This is a genomic window from Thermodesulfobacteriota bacterium, from assembly GCA_030583865.1.
In the GTDB taxonomy this organism is placed as follows: Bacteria; Desulfobacterota; GWC2-55-46; order GWC2-55-46; family GWC2-55-46; genus UBA5799.
In genome coordinates this window covers 2,464,407-2,482,470 of record CP129479.1, presented here as the reverse complement: position 1 = coordinate 2,482,470, position 18,064 = coordinate 2,464,407, and the positions used below count along the sequence as shown (strand labels likewise).

Genomic DNA, 18,064 nt, shown 5'->3' with positions numbered 1-18,064 from the left:
TCCGCCTTCCTGCTGGGTTTTTCTGGAAGGTGGCCCTGCAGGCGCGCCCGGTAATCCTTTCTTGAGGTGTCCATAGTGGAAGTGAAGAGTGTTGAGTACCAGCAGAGGCTCGAAAAGCTCGGGGCCCTCCGGGAGGCCGGGGTCGACCCGTACCCTAATGACTTCAAGCCAGGCCGGACCGCAGCCTCGATAGCCGAGGAATTTGGCGGGCTCGACCCCAAAGAGCTCGATGCCCGGAAGGAAGAGACCGTCTCAATCGCGGGCCGCATCATGGCCAAGAGGGACTTCGGCAAGGCCTCTTTCGTGCACCTTCAGGACAGGACGGGCCGCATACAGGCGTACCTTAAAAAAGACCTGCTCGGCGATGAGGGCTCCGCACTTTTCAAGCTCTGCGACATGGGCGACGTCATCGGGGTCGAGGGGCGCGTATTCAGGACCAAGACCAACGAGCTTACGGTAGAGGCTGCGAAGCTCCGCCTCCTTGCCAAGGGCCTTCATCCGCTGCCAGAGAAGTGGCACGGCCTCACCGACGTAGAGGCCAGGTACAGGCAGAGATATCTCGACCTCATGGTAAACCCCGAGGTGAAGGAGGTCTTCGTAAAGAGGTCCCGCATCATAAAATTCATAAGGGACTTCCTTGCCGCAAGAGAGTTCATGGAGGTAGAGACCCCCATGCTCCAGCCCATCCCGGGCGGGGCCGCGGCTAAGCCCTTCAAGACCTTCCATAACGCGCTCCAGATGGAGCTCTATATGAGGATAGCGCCGGAGCTTTACCTTAAAAGGCTCATAGTCGCCGGGCTCGAGCGCGTCTTCGAGATAAACAGGAATTTCAGGAACGAGGGCATATCGACCCAGCACAACCCCGAGTTCACGATGCTCGAGTTCTACCAGGCGTACGCGACCTTCGAGGACCTCATGCGCCTCACCGAGGAGATGATAAGCGCCCTCGCCATCGAGCTCACCGGCTCGTCCAGGATAACTTACCAGGGAGCCGGGATAGACTTCACCCCGCCCTGGACCCGGATCTCCGTAAGGGAGGCGATACTCAAGTATTCTGACGCGTCCGAGGACATTTTCAGGAGCCATGAGAAGGCGGTCCTGTTTTCCAGGAAGCTCGGCCTCAGTATCCCCGAAGGCCTGAGCCACGGCAAGGTGATAACCGAGATATTCGAGGAGGTCGCCGAGCCCAAATTCATCCAGCCCACATTCGTAACGCATTACCCACTGGACGTATCGCCGCTTTCGAGGAAGAACGCCGGCGACCCTTCCATCGTCGACCGTTTCGAGCTCCTGGTCGCGGGGAGGGAAATAGCGAACGCCTTCTCCGAGCTTAACGACCCCATAGACCAGAAAGAAAGGTTCATCGCGCAGCTCAAGGAGAAGGCCGCGGGTGACGCGGAGGCGCACGAGATGGACGAGGACTTTGTCCGCGCCCTCGAGTACGGGATGCCGCCCACCGCAGGGGAGGGCATAGGCATAGACAGATTAGTGATGCTCATGACCGACTCGCCATCGATACGTGATGTGATACTCTTCCCGCAGCTGAGAAGGTGAGCCTTTTAACCATTTTCCCGCTGCTTTTTTAATGCAGCCGGGCTAGCATCCGGAGAGACGGAACGCCAATGTCATATGAGCTTTTCATAGGGCTCCGCTACCTCAAGGCCAAGAGGAAACAGACCTTTATCTCGGTCATAACCTTCATCTCCATAGCCGGCATAACCGTCGGCGTGACGGCCCTCATAATCGTCCTCTCCGTAATGACCGGCTTCGAGGAGGACCTGAGGGAAAAGATATTGGGGATAAACGCCAACGTGGTCGTGACCGAGCTCGGCTCGCCGATGTCCGGGTACGCGGAGGTCGCGGAAAAGGTGCGCAAGGTAAACGGCGTCGTGGGCGCGACCCCGTTTACATACAACCAGGCCATGATATCCGCGCCCGGGGGGGTCGTCGGCGCGGTCATAAGGGGGCTGGAGCTGGAGACGATAGGCGAGGTCGCGGTCCTTCCGGGCAAGGTCAAGGAAGGCTCGATGGAGGGCTTGAGGCCCGCCATCGGTGGAGGAGCAGGCGCGCCGGGCATACTCATCGGCAGTGAGCTAGCGAGGAACTTGGGCGTCTCAGTGGGCGACGACATAAGCGTGATATCGCCGATGGGCAAAATGACCCCGGCAGGGCCGGTGCCCAGGATGGCGGCGTTCAGGGTGGCGGGCGTTTTCGAGCTCGGCATGTACGAGTACGACTCGTCCCTGGCCTTCATGTCCATCGAGAACGCCCAGGGCTTCTTCAGGATGGGGGACGCCGTCTCCGGGGTGGAGGTCAAGATACGGGACATCTACAAGGCGGAGGAGGTCGCGGACCTCATAATGATGGAGCTGCGCGGCCCCTACTGGACGCGGACGTGGATGGAGATGAACAGGAACCTTTTCTCGGCCCTGAAGCTCGAGAAGGCGGCCATGTTCATAATACTCACGCTCATCATACTGGTCGCGGCCATGAACATCATAAGCACCCTCATAATGGTCGTCATGGAAAAGGGCAAGGACATAGCCATACTCAAGAGCCTCGGCGCCACATCGGGCGGCATCATGCGGATATTCATGGTGGAGGGCATAATCATCGGGGTAACGGGCACGGCTTTGGGCACGGCCCTGGGGGTAGCGGCGGCCCTGAACCTCGAAAAGATAATACAGTTCATCGAGAGGGTCTTCCAGTTCCAGGTGCTGCCCCCGTCCATATATTACATCGACACCTTCCCTTCGAAGGTCGAGCCTCTGGTGGTGGCGGCCATAGTCGCCATCTCCATAGGCATAAGCTTTCTCGCGACGCTCTATCCCTCGTGGCAGGCGTCGAGGTTCGACCCCGTCGAGGGGCTGAGATACGAATGAGCGGGCCGGACGGTCTTTCCGCTCAGGGACCGGTACCATGGAACTCATAAGGGCAGCAGGGCTCAGTAAGACATACGGGGGGGCTGGAAAGAGGGTCGAGGTCCTCAAGGGCATCGACCTTTCCATAGCAAAGGGCGAGACTATCGCCGTGGTGGGCGCTTCGGGCGCCGGGAAATCGACGCTCTTGAATATTCTCGGCGCCCTCGACAGGCCGACTTCCGGGGAGGTGTCCTTCAAGGGGGAGCCGGTATTCGGGTATGACGACGGCAAGCTCGCTGCCTTCCGGAACAGGCACATGGGGTTCGTCTTCCAGTTCCACCATCTGCTGCCGGAGTTCACGGCGCTTGAGAACGTCATGCTCCCGGCGCTCATAGGAGGGGGCGGCCTTAAAGCCGCGAGGGAGCGGGCGGCAAAGCTCCTTTCCGAGGTGGGCCTCGGGGCGAGGCTCGACCACAAACCAGGGGAGCTCTCGGGAGGGGAGCAGCAGCGGGCGGCCATAGTACGCGCGCTGATGCAATCGCCGGAGGTCGTCCTTGCGGACGAGCCGACCGGGAACCTGGACACCCGGACCGGGGATGAGGTATTCAACCTCCTCTTTGACCTCAACCAAAGCATGGGTACTGCCATGGTCATAGTGACGCATAACGAAGGCCTTGCCTCCAGGCTCGGCAGGCGGCTTAAGATGGTCGACGGCAGGATAGAGGAATAGCCGCCTGGAATAATTGTTCAGAAAAGACCTCCCGCGAGGGGGCATAGAGAATCGAGGCGCCTTCTGTGTACGGCTGTCCTCAGGAATCGGCAGGGGCACGCGAAGCATGACGTTACGGAATCCAATGGGACCGGCCCGGCCTGGAACGTGGTTCCCGGCCGCCTTTTTCCGTTTTTTTTTGACGCTCCTCTTTCTCCTCATCCCCTCCCTGTCTTTTGCCGAGGGCCTGAGGGTGCTGGTGCTGCCCTTTGAGCTGCACGCCGAGGGCGATATCTCGACGCTGCGGAGGAACATCATGGAGGCCCTGGCCTCCACGCTCGACGGGAGCGCCGGGATAGAGGTCGTGGGCATCGAGGAGACGAGGCGGCTCATGCTGGACGAGGGCATAACCAGCTTCGGCGAGGAGGCCGCCTTTGATATCGCGTCCAGGGTGAGGGCGGATTTCGCGGTGCTCGGCTCAATCACCAGGGTGGGCCGGACATCGAGCGCGGACTGGCGGGTCCTTGACTTGAAGGACGGCGCTCCCAAGGCCTTTTATTTCGAGAGTTCGGTATCCGAGGCCGAACTCCTTCGAAGGATAAGGGCCAAGGCCGTCGAGATGCCCGCGGCAATGGCCTCGGCGCTCAGGGAGAGGCCTGTTGAGAAAGAAGGCATAGTAGACAGGATAGCCGTCTCCGGAAACAGGAGGGTCGACTCCGAAGCGGTCCTCCGGAAAGTGAAGAGCAGGGAGGGCGAGCCCTTTTCACACGACACCGTAAGGGAGGACATACGGGCCATATACGCGACCGGATACTTCGACGACGTCTCGGCAGTCCTTTCGGAGACGGCATCCGGGAGGGTCCTCGCCTTCATTGTAAAGGAGCTGCCCTTCGTAAGGCGGATAGAGTACCGGGGGAACAAGGAGATAAAGCTCGAGCAGCTTGAGGAGACGGTGACGCTCCGGACGAACAGGGTGCTCGACAGGGTGCTCCTTGCCGGGGACGCCGAGAGGATAAAGAAGCTATACGAGGACGAGGGCTTCTACCTCGCAACCATCACGCCTCTGGTAGAGAGCGACGGGACCGATGCCACCGTGGCGTTCAGGATAGAGGAAGGGCCCGAGGTAAAGGTAAAGAGGATAACCTTCATCGGGAACGAGGCGTTCAGCGGTTCCAGGCTCAAAAAGGCTATGAACACGAAAGAGGTCGGGTTCTTTACCGCCCTCACAAAGTCCGGGAAGTTCAACGAGTTCATCTACCAGAACGACCTGGCCCTCATAATGAACCTGTATTTCGACAACGGCTATATAAACGCGGACATACTCGATTCGAGGGTGCTCCTCAGCGAAGACAAGCGCTGGTTCTATATAACGATAGCCGTCTCCGAGGGGGCCCGGTTCAGCGTAGGGAAGCTCGACGCCGCCGGCGACCTCCTGGTCCCAAAGGAGGAGGTGCTCAAAAAGCTCGGTCTCGAAACCGGCCAGGTCTTCAGCAGGAGCAGGCTCGCCGGGGGCATAGAGGCGGTTACCGACATCTACGGCGAAAAGGGCTACGCGTACGCGGAGGTGAGGCCCGAAACCAGGGTCGACCAGGAGGCCCGTACGATCGATATAACCCTGAATATCGCCAAGAACGAGCTGGTCTACATAGAGAAGATAGATATTACGGGCAATACCCGCACCAGGGACAAGGTCATAAGGAGGGAGGTCCCCATAGGCGAGGGCGAGCTCTACTCTTCGACCGAGCTCAAGAGGGCGCGCGGGAACCTCCGCAGGCTCGGCTACTTCGAGGACGTGCAGATAACCGAGACCAGGGGGAGCGCGGCGGACAGGATGAACCTGGGCGTGGGCGTGAAGGAAAGGCCGACGGGGTCCATCTCGCTCGGCCTCGGCTACAGCTCGGTAGACAAGGTCATCGGCACCGCTTCCATCTCGCAGTCGAACTTCATGGGCACGGGCTTGAAGCTCGACCTCTCGGGGACCGTTAGCGCGTCTAGCTCGCGCTACGTGTTCGGCATAACCGAGCCGTGGCTCTTTGACAGGCCCATATCCGCGGGCTTCGACATCTACAACACAGAGAGGGAGTACCCTGACTTCGACCTGAGCAAGCAGGGCTTCAACGTCAGGGCCGGGTTCCCGCTCACGAAGCGGTATACGAGAGGCTATATCACGTACAAGCTCGAGGACGTCCACATAACCGACGTGGCCGACACCGCGTCCACGCTCATAAAGGAGCAGGAGGGCACGAGCACCGAGAGCAGCATAAGGCTCCAGGCCCGGAGGGATTCGAGGAACGACGCCTTTTTCCCGTCCGAGGGCTCGGTCGTTACGCTTACGACGGAATTCGCGGGCGGGCCGCTCGGCGGCACGAGCTATTACGTCAAGTACGAGGCCGACGCGGTCAAATACTTCCCCATGCCCTGGGACACGGTGCTATCGCTGCACGGCTCGGCCGGCCACGTCCAGGGCTACGAGGGCAGGGAGCCCCCGGTCTATGAGAGGTATTTCCTCGGCGGCATCAACACGATAAGGGGCTTCCAGACGAGGTCCGTAAGCCCCAGGGACCCCGCGACCGGAGACCTCATCGGTGGAAGGTCCATGCTCGTTTTCAACGCCGAGTACCTTTTCCCGCTCTTCGCGGAGCAGAGCATAAGGGGGCTCGTATTTTTCGACGCCGGGAACGCGTACCTCGACTCGATAGACCTGGACGACTTGAAGACCTCTGTCGGGGCGGGCCTCAGGTGGTTCTCTCCCATAGGGCCCATAAGGATAGAGCTGGGGTTCAATCTCGACCCCGACGAAGACGAGAGCAGGTCGGAATGGGATTTCGCCATCGGGACCCTGTTCTGATTTCCTCATAAAAAAGGAGAAGATGATGAGAATGACAAAAGTACTGGGCGCGCTTATAATCGCAATTGCGTTTTTCGTGTCCGGCCAGGCCCTGGCCGCCGAGCAGAAGATAGGCTACGCCAACCTGCAGAGGGCGCTCAACGAATGCGACGCGGGCATGAAGGCCAAGGACGACCTGAAGAACGAGGCCGAGAAGCTCGAATCCGAGCTCAACAAGGAGCAGGAATCTCTCAAGAAGCTCAAGGACGAGCTGGACACCAAGGGGGCGGTCTGGAACAAGGAGACCAGGGACTCCAAGGAAAAGGAGTTCAGGGCCAGGTCGGCGGACTTCCAGAAGAAGTTCATGGAGTACGGCGAGGAGCTGAACAAGAGAAAGCAGGACACCGAGTCGAAGATAATCGACGAACTCCGTGGCATAGTCGAGGAGGTCGCGAAGAAGAAAGGGATGACCTTCGTCTTTGAAAGGTCGGTGGGCGGCATACTCTACGCGCCGAAGGACCTCGACTTGACGGACGAGGTAATAAAGATACATAACGGCCGGAAGGGGAAAAAGTAAAAGGGGGGACGGAGATGCCGGGGAAGCGCCTTTCAGAGCTTGCCACGCTTGTCGGCGGAACGGTCAGGGGCGAGGGGAGCGCGATCATAACCGGGGCCGCGCCCCTCGGCGAAGCGGGCCCCGGGGACGTATCTTTTGCGGCAGGGAAAAAACACGCTGGCCTCCTCTCAAAGACCCGCGCGTCGGCGGTCGTCGTGAGGGACGCGGGAGGGGCGCCTGACGGGCTCAACCTCATACTCGTGGGAAACCCCGAGCTCGCCTTTGCCGGGATACTCGGGGCGCTGAGGCCCCTTATGCTCCCGGCTCCAGGCGTGCATCCTGGGGCCGAGGTGCATCCTGGCGCCAAGCTGGGCGCTTCGGTCTCGGTCCAGGCCTTCGCGGTCGTGGAGGACGGCGCGAGCGTTGGCGACAGGACCGTCCTTTTCCCGGGAGTGTACGTGGGCAGTGGCGCGGAGATAGGCCCTGACTGCGTAATCTACCCGGGAGTTGCGATAAGAGAGGGCTGCCGTATAGGCGCCCGCGTCATCATTCACTGCAATTCCGTAATCGGCAGCGACGGGTTCGGCTACGCCAGGGACAGGGCAAGGTACGTAAAGATGCCCCAGGCCGGTATAGTGAGGATAGGCGACGACGTCGAGATAGGCGCGTGCGTCACCATAGACAGGGCCACCATGGGAGAGACAGTCATCGGCAGAGGCACCAAGATAGACAACCTCGTGCAGGTCGCCCATAACGTCAGGGTTGGCGAGGACACCGTCATAGTCGCCCAGGCCGGCATAGCGGGCTCTTCCAAAGTGGGAAGCCGAGTGCAAATCGGGGGGCAGACCGGCGTCGTCGGGCACATCTCCATAGGCGACGACGTGGGAATAGGGGCAAAATCCGGGGTGGTGCACGACATAGCCTCTGGGAACATATATTCCGGGATCCCGGCCATTCCGCACGCGGACTGGCTCCGGGCCCAGAACGTCTACTCTAAATTGCCGGAACTCAAGAAAAAGATCGCGGAGCTCGAAAAAAGGCTGGCCGGACTCGAGGCCGACAAGGCGGAAAAGGAATAAGGAGGAGATATGACCGACACTTTGCAGGCAGAGGCACCGGTCTCAAAAGCCGCGCTGCTGGACACGAACGAGATAATGAGCATCCTGCCGCACCGCTATCCCTTTCTCCTGATAGACAGGATACTGGAGCTCGAGCCGGGCAAATCCGCAAGGGGGCTCAAGAACGTCACCATAAACGAGCCCTTCTTCAACGGCCATTTCCCGGGGCACCCCATCATGCCGGGCGTCCTCATAATAGAGGCGATGGCCCAGGTCGGCGGGGTGCTTGCCTTCAAGTCGGCGGACGTCAAGAACAAGGTCGTCTACTTCATGGGCATAGACAAGGCCAGGTTCAGGAAGCCGGTCCTTCCGGGGGACTCCATCGAGTTCTCGCTAACCGTGACCAAGTGCAGGGGTGTCATATGGGTCTTCAAGGGAGAGGCGTACGTGGACGGGAGCCTCGTGGCCGAGGCCGAGCTCATGGCCACCATAATGGAAAAGTAATCCAACAACGAAAGGCGTACTTCATACAATGAGCGAGTCAGTTGCTTCCCTAAGGGAAATCCGTATCGACCCGACCGCGTCAGTCCACCCCACGGCGGAGCTCTCTCCGGGCGTGGAGATAGGCCCGTTCACGGTCATAGGCGAAGGTGTGAGGATAGGCGAGGACACGAAGGTCGGCGCCCACGTGGTCATAGACAAGTGGACGACCATCGGCAAGCGTAACCACATATTCCAGTTCGTCTCCATAGGCGCGGCCCCGCAGGACCTCGGATACAAGGGGCAGAAGACCGAAACCATTATAGGGGACGGGAACACCATCAGGGAGTTCGTTACCATACACAGGGCCACCACCAAGGACAGGCTCATGACCGTGTGCGGAAACAACAACCTCTTCATGAACTACGTGCACATAGCGCACGACTGCCGGATCGGGAACAACGTCATAATGGCGAACTCGGCGACCCTCGGCGGCCACGTCTCCATAGACGACAACGCCATAGTGGGCGGCCTTGTGGCGGTCCACCAGCACGTGAGAATCGGCGCGTACTGCATAATAGGGGGCGCCTCGGCGGTTAGCAAGGACATCCCCCCTTACGTCATGGCCGTGGGGAACAGGGCCAGGGTGTACAGGCTCAATGCCGTGGGCATAAGAAGGCAGGGCTTCTCCAGGGAAGCCATCGATGAGATAAAGAGGTCCTACGACATAATCTTCAGGTCCGCCATCTCGACCTCAGAGGCCGTTCTGAGGCTCGTGGCCGAGATGCCGGACTCCGTCCACGCGAAACGGTTCGCGGATTTCCTCAAGGACTCGAAGAGGGGCATAGCGCGCGAAAGGACGAAGAGGAAAAGTGAACTCCCGGAAGAGGATTAAGGCAGCTGTAATAGGGGTCGGGTACCTCGGCAGGTTCCACGCCCAGAAGTACGCCGCGCTTCAAGACGCCGAGCTCGTGGGGGTCGTTGACTCCGACCCTCTCCGCGCCGAGGCGGTCGCGAAAGAGGCCGGCACAAAGGCCTTCAGGAACTGCGGCGAGCTCCTCGGGCTCGTGGACGCGGTAAGCATAGCCACTCCCACAGAATTCCACCACCCGATCGGGATGGAGTTCCTCTCAAGGGGCGTCCATGTGATGATGGAGAAGCCCCTTGCCGCCGATTCGAAGGAGGCGGCTGAGCTCGTAAGGGAGGCGGAAAGGGCCGGGGTCGTTTTGCAGGCCGGGCACATCGAGAGGTTCAACGGGGCCATGCTGGCCCTTGGGGGCGCGATAAAAGACCCGCTCTACATAGAGGCCGTCAGGACCTCTCCCTACCCGAACAGGAGCACGGACGTTGACGTCATACTCGACGTGATGATACACGACATAGACCTCGTCCTCTCACTGGCCGGGTCTGAGCCGGAGCGGGTTGAGGCGACGGCCCTGCCCGTTGTGTCTCAGTGCAAGGCCGACTTCGCGAGCGCCAGGGTCGCCTTCAGGAACGGATGCGTTGCCGCGATAACCGCGAGCAGGGCCGCGAGGGAGCGGGTAAGGAAGATAACGGTCTACCAGCCCGGGGCCATAATCACGATAGACTACGCGGCCCAGGCGCTTTATATTGACAGGACGGTCCCGGGGAGCGGCCCGGTCGCTGCCCAGGCGGCTGAAGACGTAAAGGTCGAAAAGAAGGACTCGCTCCTCGAGGAGCTCAGGAGCTTCATTATTTCAGTGAGGGACGGTGTTCCCCCGGTGGTCTCTGGCAGGGACGGGCTGAGGGCCCTTGAGCTTGCCGAAAGCATACGGGAGGCCTCCAGGTCCGGCTCAATGCGCCTTGGCCGGTCTTGAAGAGCGGCAGGCCGGTTTTTGAGCTAGGCCCGGGGTATTCATGCAGGGCCCCGCGCCCCTGGCTCAAACTTGAGCCGACCCCGCCGGACCGGCCTTTTTCCGGCTTGCTCGCGAGTTCTTTCATGCCTAATGGATAAAAGCATACTGATGGTAAGCGGGGAGGAGTCCGGGGACCTCCACGGCGCGGCCCTCATAAGGGCGTTGAAGAAGCTCGTCCCGGGCGGGCTCAACGTGGCCGGCATGGGCGGCTGGCGCATGAAGGAAGAGGGGCTCGTGGGTCTCGACTCCCGCGAGGTCTCGGTCGTCGGCGTCGTTGAGGTGGCGTCCAGGCTCCCGAAAATACTCAGGTCAATGAGCGCCCTGAAGCGCCAGCTCAGGGGCGAGCGCTTCGACGCGGTCGTCCTCATAGACTTCCCTGATTTCAACCTGAGGATCGCGAAAGAGGCCAGGAGGCTCGGGGTCCCGGTCATCTACTACATAAGCCCCCAGGTCTGGGCCTGGAGGAAGGGGAGGCTTAAAAAGATAGCCCGCCTCGTGAACAAGATGCTGGTCGTCTTCCCCTTCGAGTATTATATCTACAGGGAGGCCGGGGTCGACGTCGAGTACGTGGGACATCCGCTCGCCGATACGGTCAGATGCGATCTTACGAGGGAAGAGGCGAGGGCGGCCCTGGGGCTCGGGGAAAGCGACCGGGTCGTCTCGCTTCTCCCCGGGAGCCGGACGGGCGAGGTCAAAAGGCTCATCTGCCCAATGGCCGGGGCGGCCCGCATGATCTCGGAGAAGCTTGACGGAAAGGCCGTTTTCCTCCTTCCGGCGGCCCGGAGCATAGAGGACGGGCTCTTTAACGCGGCCCTCAAGGACGGAAAGGCGGACATAAGAGTAGTGCGGGGGCGGATGTACGAGGCTCTCAGGGCATCCGACGCGGCGGTGGTCGCCTCGGGCACGGCCACTCTGGAGACGGCTCTCATAGGCACGCCCATGGTCATCGTCTACAAGATGTCGCCAGTCTCCTACGGCATAGCCAGGGCGCTCGTCAATCTCTCCCATGCCGGCCTTCCGAACATAGTGGCGGAGCGCGAGGTGGTGCCAGAGCTCCTGCAGGACGAGGCCAGCCCCGAGAACATAGCCGGGAAGGTGCTCTCCATGCTCGAAGGGCCCCGGAGGGAAGAGATGCTGAGAGGCTACGACCAGATACGGAAAAGCCTCGGCAGGGGCGGGGCCGCGGAAAAGGCGGCCAGGGCCATATACAACCTCATCACCAACCTCGATTACCACGACTATCACGTAAGCCCGGACCTGGTCCGCAGGACATGAACACGTATATCCGCATACTGAGGCTTCTGCCGCGCTACAAGGTCCATTTCATGATGGCCTTCGTGTGCATGGTCGCCTTCGCCCTCTCGAACGGCGCTATGGCCTTCCTCATAGGGCCGGTAATGAAGTTCCTCTTCTCGAGCGGCGGGGGCGACGTAAAGCTCGTCCCCTTCGACATCTTCACCATCCCCAGGGACAGGATGATGCTCGCCATACCGTTCGCGATAATTCTCGTCGCGGCGGTAAAGGGCGTAAGCTCGTACGGCCAGTCCTATTTCATGGCTTACGTGGGACAGGGTGTCGTCCGCGACCTGAGGAAAAAGCTCTACTCGCACATACTCGACCAGCCGCTCGGCTTCTTTTCGGACACCTCCACAGGGGTCCTCACCTCCCGCATAACCCACGACGTCAACATGATACAGACCTCGACTTCCGAGGCGGTCACGCAGGTCCTCAAGCAGAGCCTCACCATAATAGTCCTCGGCGCGGTGGTCGTGAGCCTCGACTGGCAGCTCGCCCTGGCTGCCGGGGTTGCGCTCCCCCTCTCGGTATATCCGATGCAGAAGCTCGGGAAGAGGATGAAGAAGGTCTCGACGCAAGGGCAGATAACGATGGGCGCGATGACGGCCCTCCTCCACGAGGCCATAGCCGGGATACGGATAGTGAAGGCCTTCTGCATGGAGGGGTACGAGTCCGCGCGGTTCCAGGCCGAGAACGAGAGCTACACACGCAACCAGATAAAGACCGCCAAGGTGCGCTCCCTCTCCTCTCCGCTCATGGAGACCATCGGGGCCGTCGCCTTCGCCGTCACTATATGGTACGCGGCCTACAGGATAAGCCAGGGCACGCTCGAGCCCGAGGCGTTCATATCGTTTTTCGCCGCGGTCATAATGTTCTACCAGCCCATAAAGGCGCTTAACGGCGTGAACCTCAACATCCAGCAGGGCCTTGCCGCCGCTGCCAGGGTCTTCGAGATAATCGACAGGCCGGGGGAGAAGGTCGGGGAGAGCGGCTTTCAGGCAGGCGCGCCGGACTCCATCGAGTTCAGGGGCGTGGGCTTCAGGTACGGCGCCGAATCGGTCCTGCAGGGCATCGACCTCCGCGTAAAGAGGGGAGAGGTCGTGGCCATTGTCGGGAGCTCCGGCGCGGGCAAGTCCACCTTCGTGAACCTCATCCCGAGGTTCTACGACGTTACCGAGGGGGCCATACTCATGGACGGCAGGGACATCAGGGAGCTGTCGCTCAAGTCCCTCAGGTCGATGGTGGCGATAGTCTCACAGCAGGTAATACTCTTTAACGACACGGTAAAGAGGAACATCGCATACGGGGTCGAGAGGAGCGATGAGGAAATAACGGCCGCCGCAAAGGCGGCGAACGCGCACGATTTCATAATGAGACTCCCGCAGGGCTATGATACGGTCATCGGCGACAGCGGCCTTAAGCTCTCGGGCGGCGAGAGGCAGCGCATATCGATAGCCAGGGCCATATTGAAGGACGCCCCCATCCTAATACTCGACGAGGCCACCTCGGCCCTCGATACAGAGTCCGAGATGGAGGTGCAGAAGGCGCTCTCGAACCTCATATCCGGCCGCACCACGTTCGTAATAGCCCACAGGCTCTCGACCGTGAGGGGAGCTGACAGGATAGTGGTGCTTTCGGGCGGCTCAATCAAGGAGACCGGCAGGCACGAGGAGCTCCTTTCCTCAGGCGGAGAATACTCGCGCCTTCATGCCATGCAGTTTGAAGGCTGATGGGCGCGCCTATTGAGAAAAATCCCGGGCCGTGCTAAGTTAAGAGCGCACTTGTCAGATGTCGAAAAGGTCTTGGGCGGGGCCGCCTTGAAAGAAAAGACATGAGCAGGTTCAGCGAAAAATTCGTGATGCGTGCGCTCCCCTTCCTGGCGGCCTTGGTAATAAGGCTCCTCCGGGCCACCATGCGCATCGACTACGTCGGCTATGACCGCTACCGCGAATACGCGTCCAGGGGCGCGCAGGTCATAATCGCCTTCTGGCACGGCAGGCTCCTCATGATGCCTTACTGCTACCTGGGGAAGAGAATATCGATAATGGTCAGCCAGAGCAAGGACGGCGAGCTTATCGCCCGCACGGTCCGCAGCTTCCGCATGGATTCGGTCCGCGGCTCCACCACAAGGGGGTGGGTGGCGGGGATCAAGGGACTTTTGAGGGCCGCCCGCGAGGGCAGCGACCTGGCCATCACCCCGGACGGCCCAAAGGGCCCGGCCATGAGGGCCCAGATGGGGGCCATACAGATAGCCAAGGCCACGGGCCTTCCCATACTCCCCATTTCCTTCGGAGCCTCAAAAAAAAAACCTTTGGCAGCTGGGACGGCTTCATAGTCCCGTACCCGTTCTCCAGGGGGGTCTTCATCTGCGGCGAACCTGTAGAGGTCGGAGTTGACGCGGGCCCCGGGGAAATGGAAGAGGCAAGGGCCAGACTGGAGAAGACCCTGATTGAGATCACCTCTGCCGCTGACAAACGGTTCAAGAAGTAACGTCTCGTCCTCGATGGCATATTTCCTCTACAACACGCTCCTCTACGCGGCAACCCTCCTCCTTATACCGTATTTCCTCATTAAAATGCTCACCTACCGCAAGTACAGGGAGGGCATCCCCGAGAGGTTCGGGTTCATAAGGAAAAGGAAGTTGAGGAACCTGGGAAAGGGGAGGGTTGTGTGGGTGCACGCCGTATCGGTAGGGGAAACGAAAGCCGTGCTCCCGGTCCTTAAGCTCCTCAGGCGCAGGCGGCCGGACATGAAGATACTCTTCTCGACGGTGACGGCTACGGGCCAGAGGACAGCCGAAAAGGAAGGGAAGGGGCTTATCGACGCGCTCATATATTACCCGCTCGACCTCTCCTGGTCGGTACGGCGCGCAATTTTGCTCGTAAAGCCCTCTCTTTTCATAGTGGTGGAGAAGGAGATATGGCCGAACGCGTTCAGGGCAATGAGGAAGGCCGGAGCGCCTGTCGTGGTGGTGAACGGCACCATCTCGGATAAATCGGCCAAAAGGTTCAGAAAGCTCTCTTTCTTTTTCAGGGACGTATTCAACGATGTGAGCCTCTTCCTTGCAAGGACGGGCGAGGACATGGAAAAGGCCGTATCAGTCGGCGTACCGGAAGAAAGGGTCAAGCTTGCCGGAAATCTCAAGTTCGACCTCTCGCCGCCCGGCACTGACCCCCGGCTTCTGGCTGAGTTAAGAGAGGCCCTGGGTGGAGGCCCGGGGACGCTCGTCATAGCCGCAGGCTCGACCCACCCTGGCGAGGAGGAGATAGTCCTTTCCGCTTTCAGAGAACTCAAGGTGAAGTTCCCGGGGCTGAGGCTTGTGCTCGCCCCGAGGCACCCCGAGAGGTTCAACGAGGTCGAATCGATAATCAGGAAGAGCGGCCTCGGTTACGCGAGGCGGTCAAGGGTAGAAGGGGGAGTGGGCGCGGAGGTCGTCCTGCTCGACACTATCGGCGAGCTCATGACCGCCTATTCGCTCTCGGACATCGCGATTGTCGGGGGCTCTCTCGTCCCCGGCATAGGCGGGCATAACCTCCTTGAGCCCGCGTACTACGGCGTGCCAGTCGTATACGGCCCCCACCTTGCCGCCTACCTCGGCATGGCCGAGCTCCTTGAAAAAGAGGGCGGGGGCATACGGGCCGCAAGCGGCGGGCTTGGTCCCGCGCTCGAAGGGCTCCTTTCAAACGAGGTCCTACGAAAAAGGACCGGCAGGAAGGCGCGGGGCGTGGTCGAGGAGAACAAGGGCGCCTCCGGGCGCGCGGCCGCAGCAATCGAAAAGCTCCTCAGGAGATAGGGTGTCCATAGCAAGGAAGATAGAGGCGGGCATGAGGGGGGGAAGGCTGGGGTTCGGGCCGCACGCGCTCCTTTACGCCGCGTCCCTTGCCTACGGCCTCGGCGTGCGGGCAAGGCTCTTCTCATACAGGTCGGGCATATTCCCTACTCACAGGATCCCCGCGAAAGTGGTATCCGTCGGGAACCTTACTGTCGGCGGCACCGGGAAAACGCCGGTGACCATATTCCTTGCCGAGTTTTTCAGGAGGGACGGCAAGAGGGTTGCGGTCCTGAGCCGCGGCTACGGGGGGAGCGCCAGGGGCGTTTCGGTCGTCTCGGACACTAAAGGCGTTCTCATGGGGCCGGCCGAGGCCGGGGACGAGCCGTACCTAATGGCAGCGCGGCTTCCGGGCGTGCCGGTAGTGGTCTCCCCGGACCGGGTGAAGGCCGGTCTCTTCGCGCTCGAAAGGTTTTCCCCGCATGTAATCATTCTCGACGACGCCTTCCAGCACGTGCGGCTTGAGCGGGACATCAATATAGTCCTCATGGACTCGAAAGAGGGGTTCGGGAACGGCTATCTCCTTCCGAGGGGGGTGCTCCGCGAGCCGGTCTCCGGGCTTAAAAGGGCGGATTTCGCGCTGGTGAAAGGCGGAAAGCCCGAGGGCAGGACGCTCGAGCTCCTCAGGGAGCACTCGGTCCCGTACATCGTATTCTCCTACAGGCCGGACTCGCTCTATGACATAGATTCCGGCAGGGAGCTTCCTCTTGAATCGCTCCGGGGGCAAAAGGTCGTTGCCGTCTCGGGCATCGCAAAGCCCGGCTCGTTCCTGAATAGCCTCGATGAGCTGGGATGCGTAGTATCCTCCTCGCTTGAATTCCCGGACCACCACTCTTACACGGACGCGGATTCATCGGCCATAGCCGAGAAGGCCAGGGACGCGGACCTCGTCGTCACCACGGAAAAGGACGGGGTAAAGCTCAAGGGCATGGAAAAGCGGACGCCTGTCTTCGCGCTCAGTGTCAAGGTGGATATAGAGAAGGGGCTCCTCGATTCCTCGCTTGCCCCGGTCCTGAGGGGTGTCCTCTGATGCTCTTTCTACTCAAGGCCGTCTCGTTTATCATCGGCCACATGCCTTACCGGGCCGTATTCCTGCTCGGCGGCGCGCTCGGGAGCATCGCTTTCCGCGTCCTTAAGAAGCACCGCAATATAGCGCTCGACAACCTCGATCGGGCATTCGGCCCGGCGCTCGGGCTTGCCGAGAAGGAGAGGATAGCGGGAAATGTTTTCAGGCACCTTTCAATAATGCTCCTGGAGTTCACGAGGCTTCCCTGGCTGAACGGAAGGAAAACGGAGGGGCTTGTTCAATGGAGCGGGCTCGAAAACATGGACAGGGCGCTTGCCAGGGGAAAGGGCGTCATCATACTCACGGCTCATTTCGGGAACTGGGAGCTCCTCGGGGCGTGCCTGGGCCTCAGGGGTTACAGGCCCGAGATCGTCGTCCGGGAGCTCGACAGCAGGCTCTTCGAGAGGTTCGTCACATGGGTGAGGACGCGGTCGGGGAACAGGATAGTCTACAAGAAGGGCGCCATGCGAAAGTTAATGAAGAGGCTTGCCCGGAACTCGACTGTGGCCATCCTCGTTGACCAGAACGTTACGAGGAGCGAGGGCTTCTTCGTGGACTTCTTCGGCGTTCCGGCCTGCTCGAACAAGGGGCCTGCGCTCCTGGCGCTCGCAAGCGGCGCTCCCGTCGTACCGGTCTTCATACGGAGACAGGGCTCCGGGCATTTGATAGAGGTCCAAAAAGAGGTAGAGGTCGCTTCCACCGGAGACAGGGAAAAGGACGCTGCCGTAAATACAGCCAGGTTTGCCAGGGTAGTGGAGGAGATGGTAAGAAGACATCCGGAGGAGTGGTTCTGGGTGCACAACAGGTGGAAGACCAGGCCCGGCCCGGGCGATGCCGTCGAGGGCAGGGAGGAAGGCCTGGCCGGCAAGCCTTCCTGAACCGGCCCCGGATAAAATTGACAAGTATTTTCGATAGGGATAATATAATAATAGAAAAAGAAATAACAAGGCCGAGAGGACAAGGCGTTATAGAGAGATAAAAGGCGCATCTGATGGAGTTGAGCTACAGTTCCCGCTAGGGGTCCTGCCGGAGCGGGGTGAGCAAGCCCTCAAGGGAATACGTGAGTATTTCCCTTGGAAGGAAGCCTGAACCGCTCTCTTGGACTGCCACTTGCTCGTCTGGTCTTTTCTCCGTTGGATGCGCCTTTTATCCAAAAAAAATCTTTCTTATGCGGTTGCGGTAGTCCTCGTTAATTGATATAATATTGTTAGAGAGACAGGCGTTGATGGGCTGGAGCCAGGGTCCTTGGACCCCCATCCGCAAGGTGCGTACAAACCACCTAAAGAGGCCCTGAAGGACGCGCCCCCGAAGTGGTTGCGCCTTAAAGGACGCAACCAGGGAGTTAAAAGCACGAAGGGGAAAAACCTTCAGGAAACCTACGGATTGGCTGAAAGCAGTCCATGCAACGCCTTTCTTTTTTGAGTCCCTCCGGAACCTTTTTCATTTGAGATAAAAAAACAAACCCCTTTTCAGGGGTTTTTGTTTTTCAGTCTTATTAAACCTGA

General features: G+C 60.1%; 15 protein-coding genes. All 15 read left to right on the top strand.

The window, feature by feature from the left end:
* The first annotated feature begins 75 nt into the window (after window positions 1–75).
* The 15 genes from lysS (at window position 76) to QY316_11775 (ending at window position 17,437) form a co-directional block, all read left to right on the top strand.
* Window positions 76–1,554: a lysine--tRNA ligase gene (lysS, locus tag QY316_11845; protein ID WKZ32589.1), complete on the top strand. Its 1,479-nt coding sequence runs from the start codon at window positions 76–78 to the stop codon at window positions 1,552–1,554.
* A 68-nt stretch (window positions 1,555–1,622) separates the two neighbouring features.
* Window positions 1,623–2,882 carry a lipoprotein-releasing ABC transporter permease subunit gene (locus QY316_11840; protein WKZ32588.1) on the top strand — a complete coding sequence of 420 codons (1,260 nt, stop codon included), beginning with the start codon at window positions 1,623–1,625 and terminating at the stop codon, window positions 2,880–2,882.
* 37 nt (window positions 2,883–2,919) lie between these two features.
* Window positions 2,920–3,591: an ABC transporter ATP-binding protein gene (locus QY316_11835; GenBank protein ID WKZ32587.1), complete on the top strand. Its 672-nt coding sequence runs from the start codon at window positions 2,920–2,922 to the stop codon at window positions 3,589–3,591.
* Window positions 3,592–3,769: 178 nt separating this feature from the next.
* On the top strand, window positions 3,770–6,418 hold the full coding sequence (gene bamA / locus QY316_11830; GenBank protein ID WKZ32586.1) for an outer membrane protein assembly factor BamA: 2,649 nt from the start codon (window positions 3,770–3,772) through the stop codon (window positions 6,416–6,418).
* A gap of 31 nt (window positions 6,419–6,449) precedes the next feature.
* Window positions 6,450–6,974: an OmpH family outer membrane protein gene (locus QY316_11825; protein WKZ32585.1), complete on the top strand. Its 525-nt coding sequence runs from the start codon at window positions 6,450–6,452 to the stop codon at window positions 6,972–6,974.
* A gap of 14 nt (window positions 6,975–6,988) precedes the next feature.
* Window positions 6,989–8,032 carry a UDP-3-O-(3-hydroxymyristoyl)glucosamine N-acyltransferase gene (gene lpxD / locus QY316_11820; GenBank protein ID WKZ32584.1) on the top strand — a complete coding sequence of 348 codons (1,044 nt, stop codon included), beginning with the start codon at window positions 6,989–6,991 and terminating at the stop codon, window positions 8,030–8,032.
* Between the two features lie 54 nt (window positions 8,033–8,086).
* Complete coding sequence (gene fabZ, locus QY316_11815; GenBank protein ID WKZ34122.1) at window positions 8,087–8,515, top strand: 3-hydroxyacyl-ACP dehydratase FabZ; 429 nt, start codon at window positions 8,087–8,089, stop codon at window positions 8,513–8,515.
* Between the two features lie 28 nt (window positions 8,516–8,543).
* Window positions 8,544–9,386, top strand: coding sequence for an acyl-ACP--UDP-N-acetylglucosamine O-acyltransferase (gene lpxA / locus QY316_11810; GenBank protein ID WKZ32583.1), 843 nt, complete (start codon window positions 8,544–8,546; stop codon window positions 9,384–9,386).
* Entirely contained in the window at window positions 9,364–10,329 is a 966-nt protein-coding gene (locus QY316_11805) for a Gfo/Idh/MocA family oxidoreductase (GenBank protein WKZ32582.1), read from the top strand. The genes lpxA and QY316_11805 overlap by 23 nt, the downstream gene beginning before the upstream one ends.
* A gap of 129 nt (window positions 10,330–10,458) precedes the next feature.
* Window positions 10,459–11,643 carry a lipid-A-disaccharide synthase gene (gene lpxB, locus QY316_11800; protein ID WKZ32581.1) on the top strand — a complete coding sequence of 395 codons (1,185 nt, stop codon included), beginning with the start codon at window positions 10,459–10,461 and terminating at the stop codon, window positions 11,641–11,643.
* Window positions 11,640–13,394: an ABC transporter transmembrane domain-containing protein gene (locus QY316_11795; protein ID WKZ32580.1), complete on the top strand. Its 1,755-nt coding sequence runs from the start codon at window positions 11,640–11,642 to the stop codon at window positions 13,392–13,394. The genes lpxB and QY316_11795 overlap by 4 nt, the downstream gene beginning before the upstream one ends.
* A gap of 101 nt (window positions 13,395–13,495) precedes the next feature.
* The gene (locus QY316_11790) at window positions 13,496–13,999 is read left to right on the top strand and encodes a lysophospholipid acyltransferase family protein (GenBank protein WKZ32579.1); all 504 of its coding nucleotides are present in this window, start codon (window positions 13,496–13,498) and stop codon (window positions 13,997–13,999) included.
* A 114-nt stretch (window positions 14,000–14,113) separates the two neighbouring features.
* Window positions 14,114–15,457 (top strand): 3-deoxy-D-manno-octulosonic acid transferase, encoded by a 1,344-nt coding sequence (locus QY316_11785; protein WKZ32578.1) that lies wholly within the window; start codon window positions 14,114–14,116, stop codon window positions 15,455–15,457.
* 1 nt (window position 15,458) lies between these two features.
* On the top strand, window positions 15,459–16,523 hold the full coding sequence (gene lpxK, locus QY316_11780; protein ID WKZ32577.1) for a tetraacyldisaccharide 4'-kinase: 1,065 nt from the start codon (window positions 15,459–15,461) through the stop codon (window positions 16,521–16,523).
* Complete coding sequence (locus QY316_11775) at window positions 16,523–17,437, top strand: lysophospholipid acyltransferase family protein (protein ID WKZ32576.1); 915 nt, start codon at window positions 16,523–16,525, stop codon at window positions 17,435–17,437. Before lpxK ends, QY316_11775 begins: the two co-directional genes overlap by 1 nt.
* Window positions 17,438–18,064: the final 627 nt, after the last annotated feature.

Bases quoted from the DNA above. Each gene is read 5' to 3' on its own strand.
- QY316_11795 (WKZ32580.1), top strand. From the start codon at position 11,640: ATGAACACGTATATCCGCATACTGAGGCTTCTGCCGCGCTACAAGGTC.
- QY316_11840 (WKZ32588.1), top strand. From the start codon at position 1,623: ATGTCATATGAGCTTTTCATAGGGCTCCGCTACCTCAAGGCCAAGAGG.
- lpxB (WKZ32581.1), top strand. From the start codon at position 10,459: ATGGATAAAAGCATACTGATGGTAAGCGGGGAGGAGTCCGGGGACCTC.
- QY316_11835 (WKZ32587.1), top strand. From the start codon at position 2,920: ATGGAACTCATAAGGGCAGCAGGGCTCAGTAAGACATACGGGGGGGCT.
- QY316_11825 (WKZ32585.1), top strand. From the start codon at position 6,450: ATGACAAAAGTACTGGGCGCGCTTATAATCGCAATTGCGTTTTTCGTG.
- QY316_11790 (WKZ32579.1), top strand. From the start codon at position 13,496: ATGAGCAGGTTCAGCGAAAAATTCGTGATGCGTGCGCTCCCCTTCCTG.
- lpxD (WKZ32584.1), top strand. From the start codon at position 6,989: ATGCCGGGGAAGCGCCTTTCAGAGCTTGCCACGCTTGTCGGCGGAACG.
- QY316_11775 (WKZ32576.1), top strand. From the start codon at position 16,523: ATGCTCTTTCTACTCAAGGCCGTCTCGTTTATCATCGGCCACATGCCT.
- lpxA (WKZ32583.1), top strand. From the start codon at position 8,544: ATGAGCGAGTCAGTTGCTTCCCTAAGGGAAATCCGTATCGACCCGACC.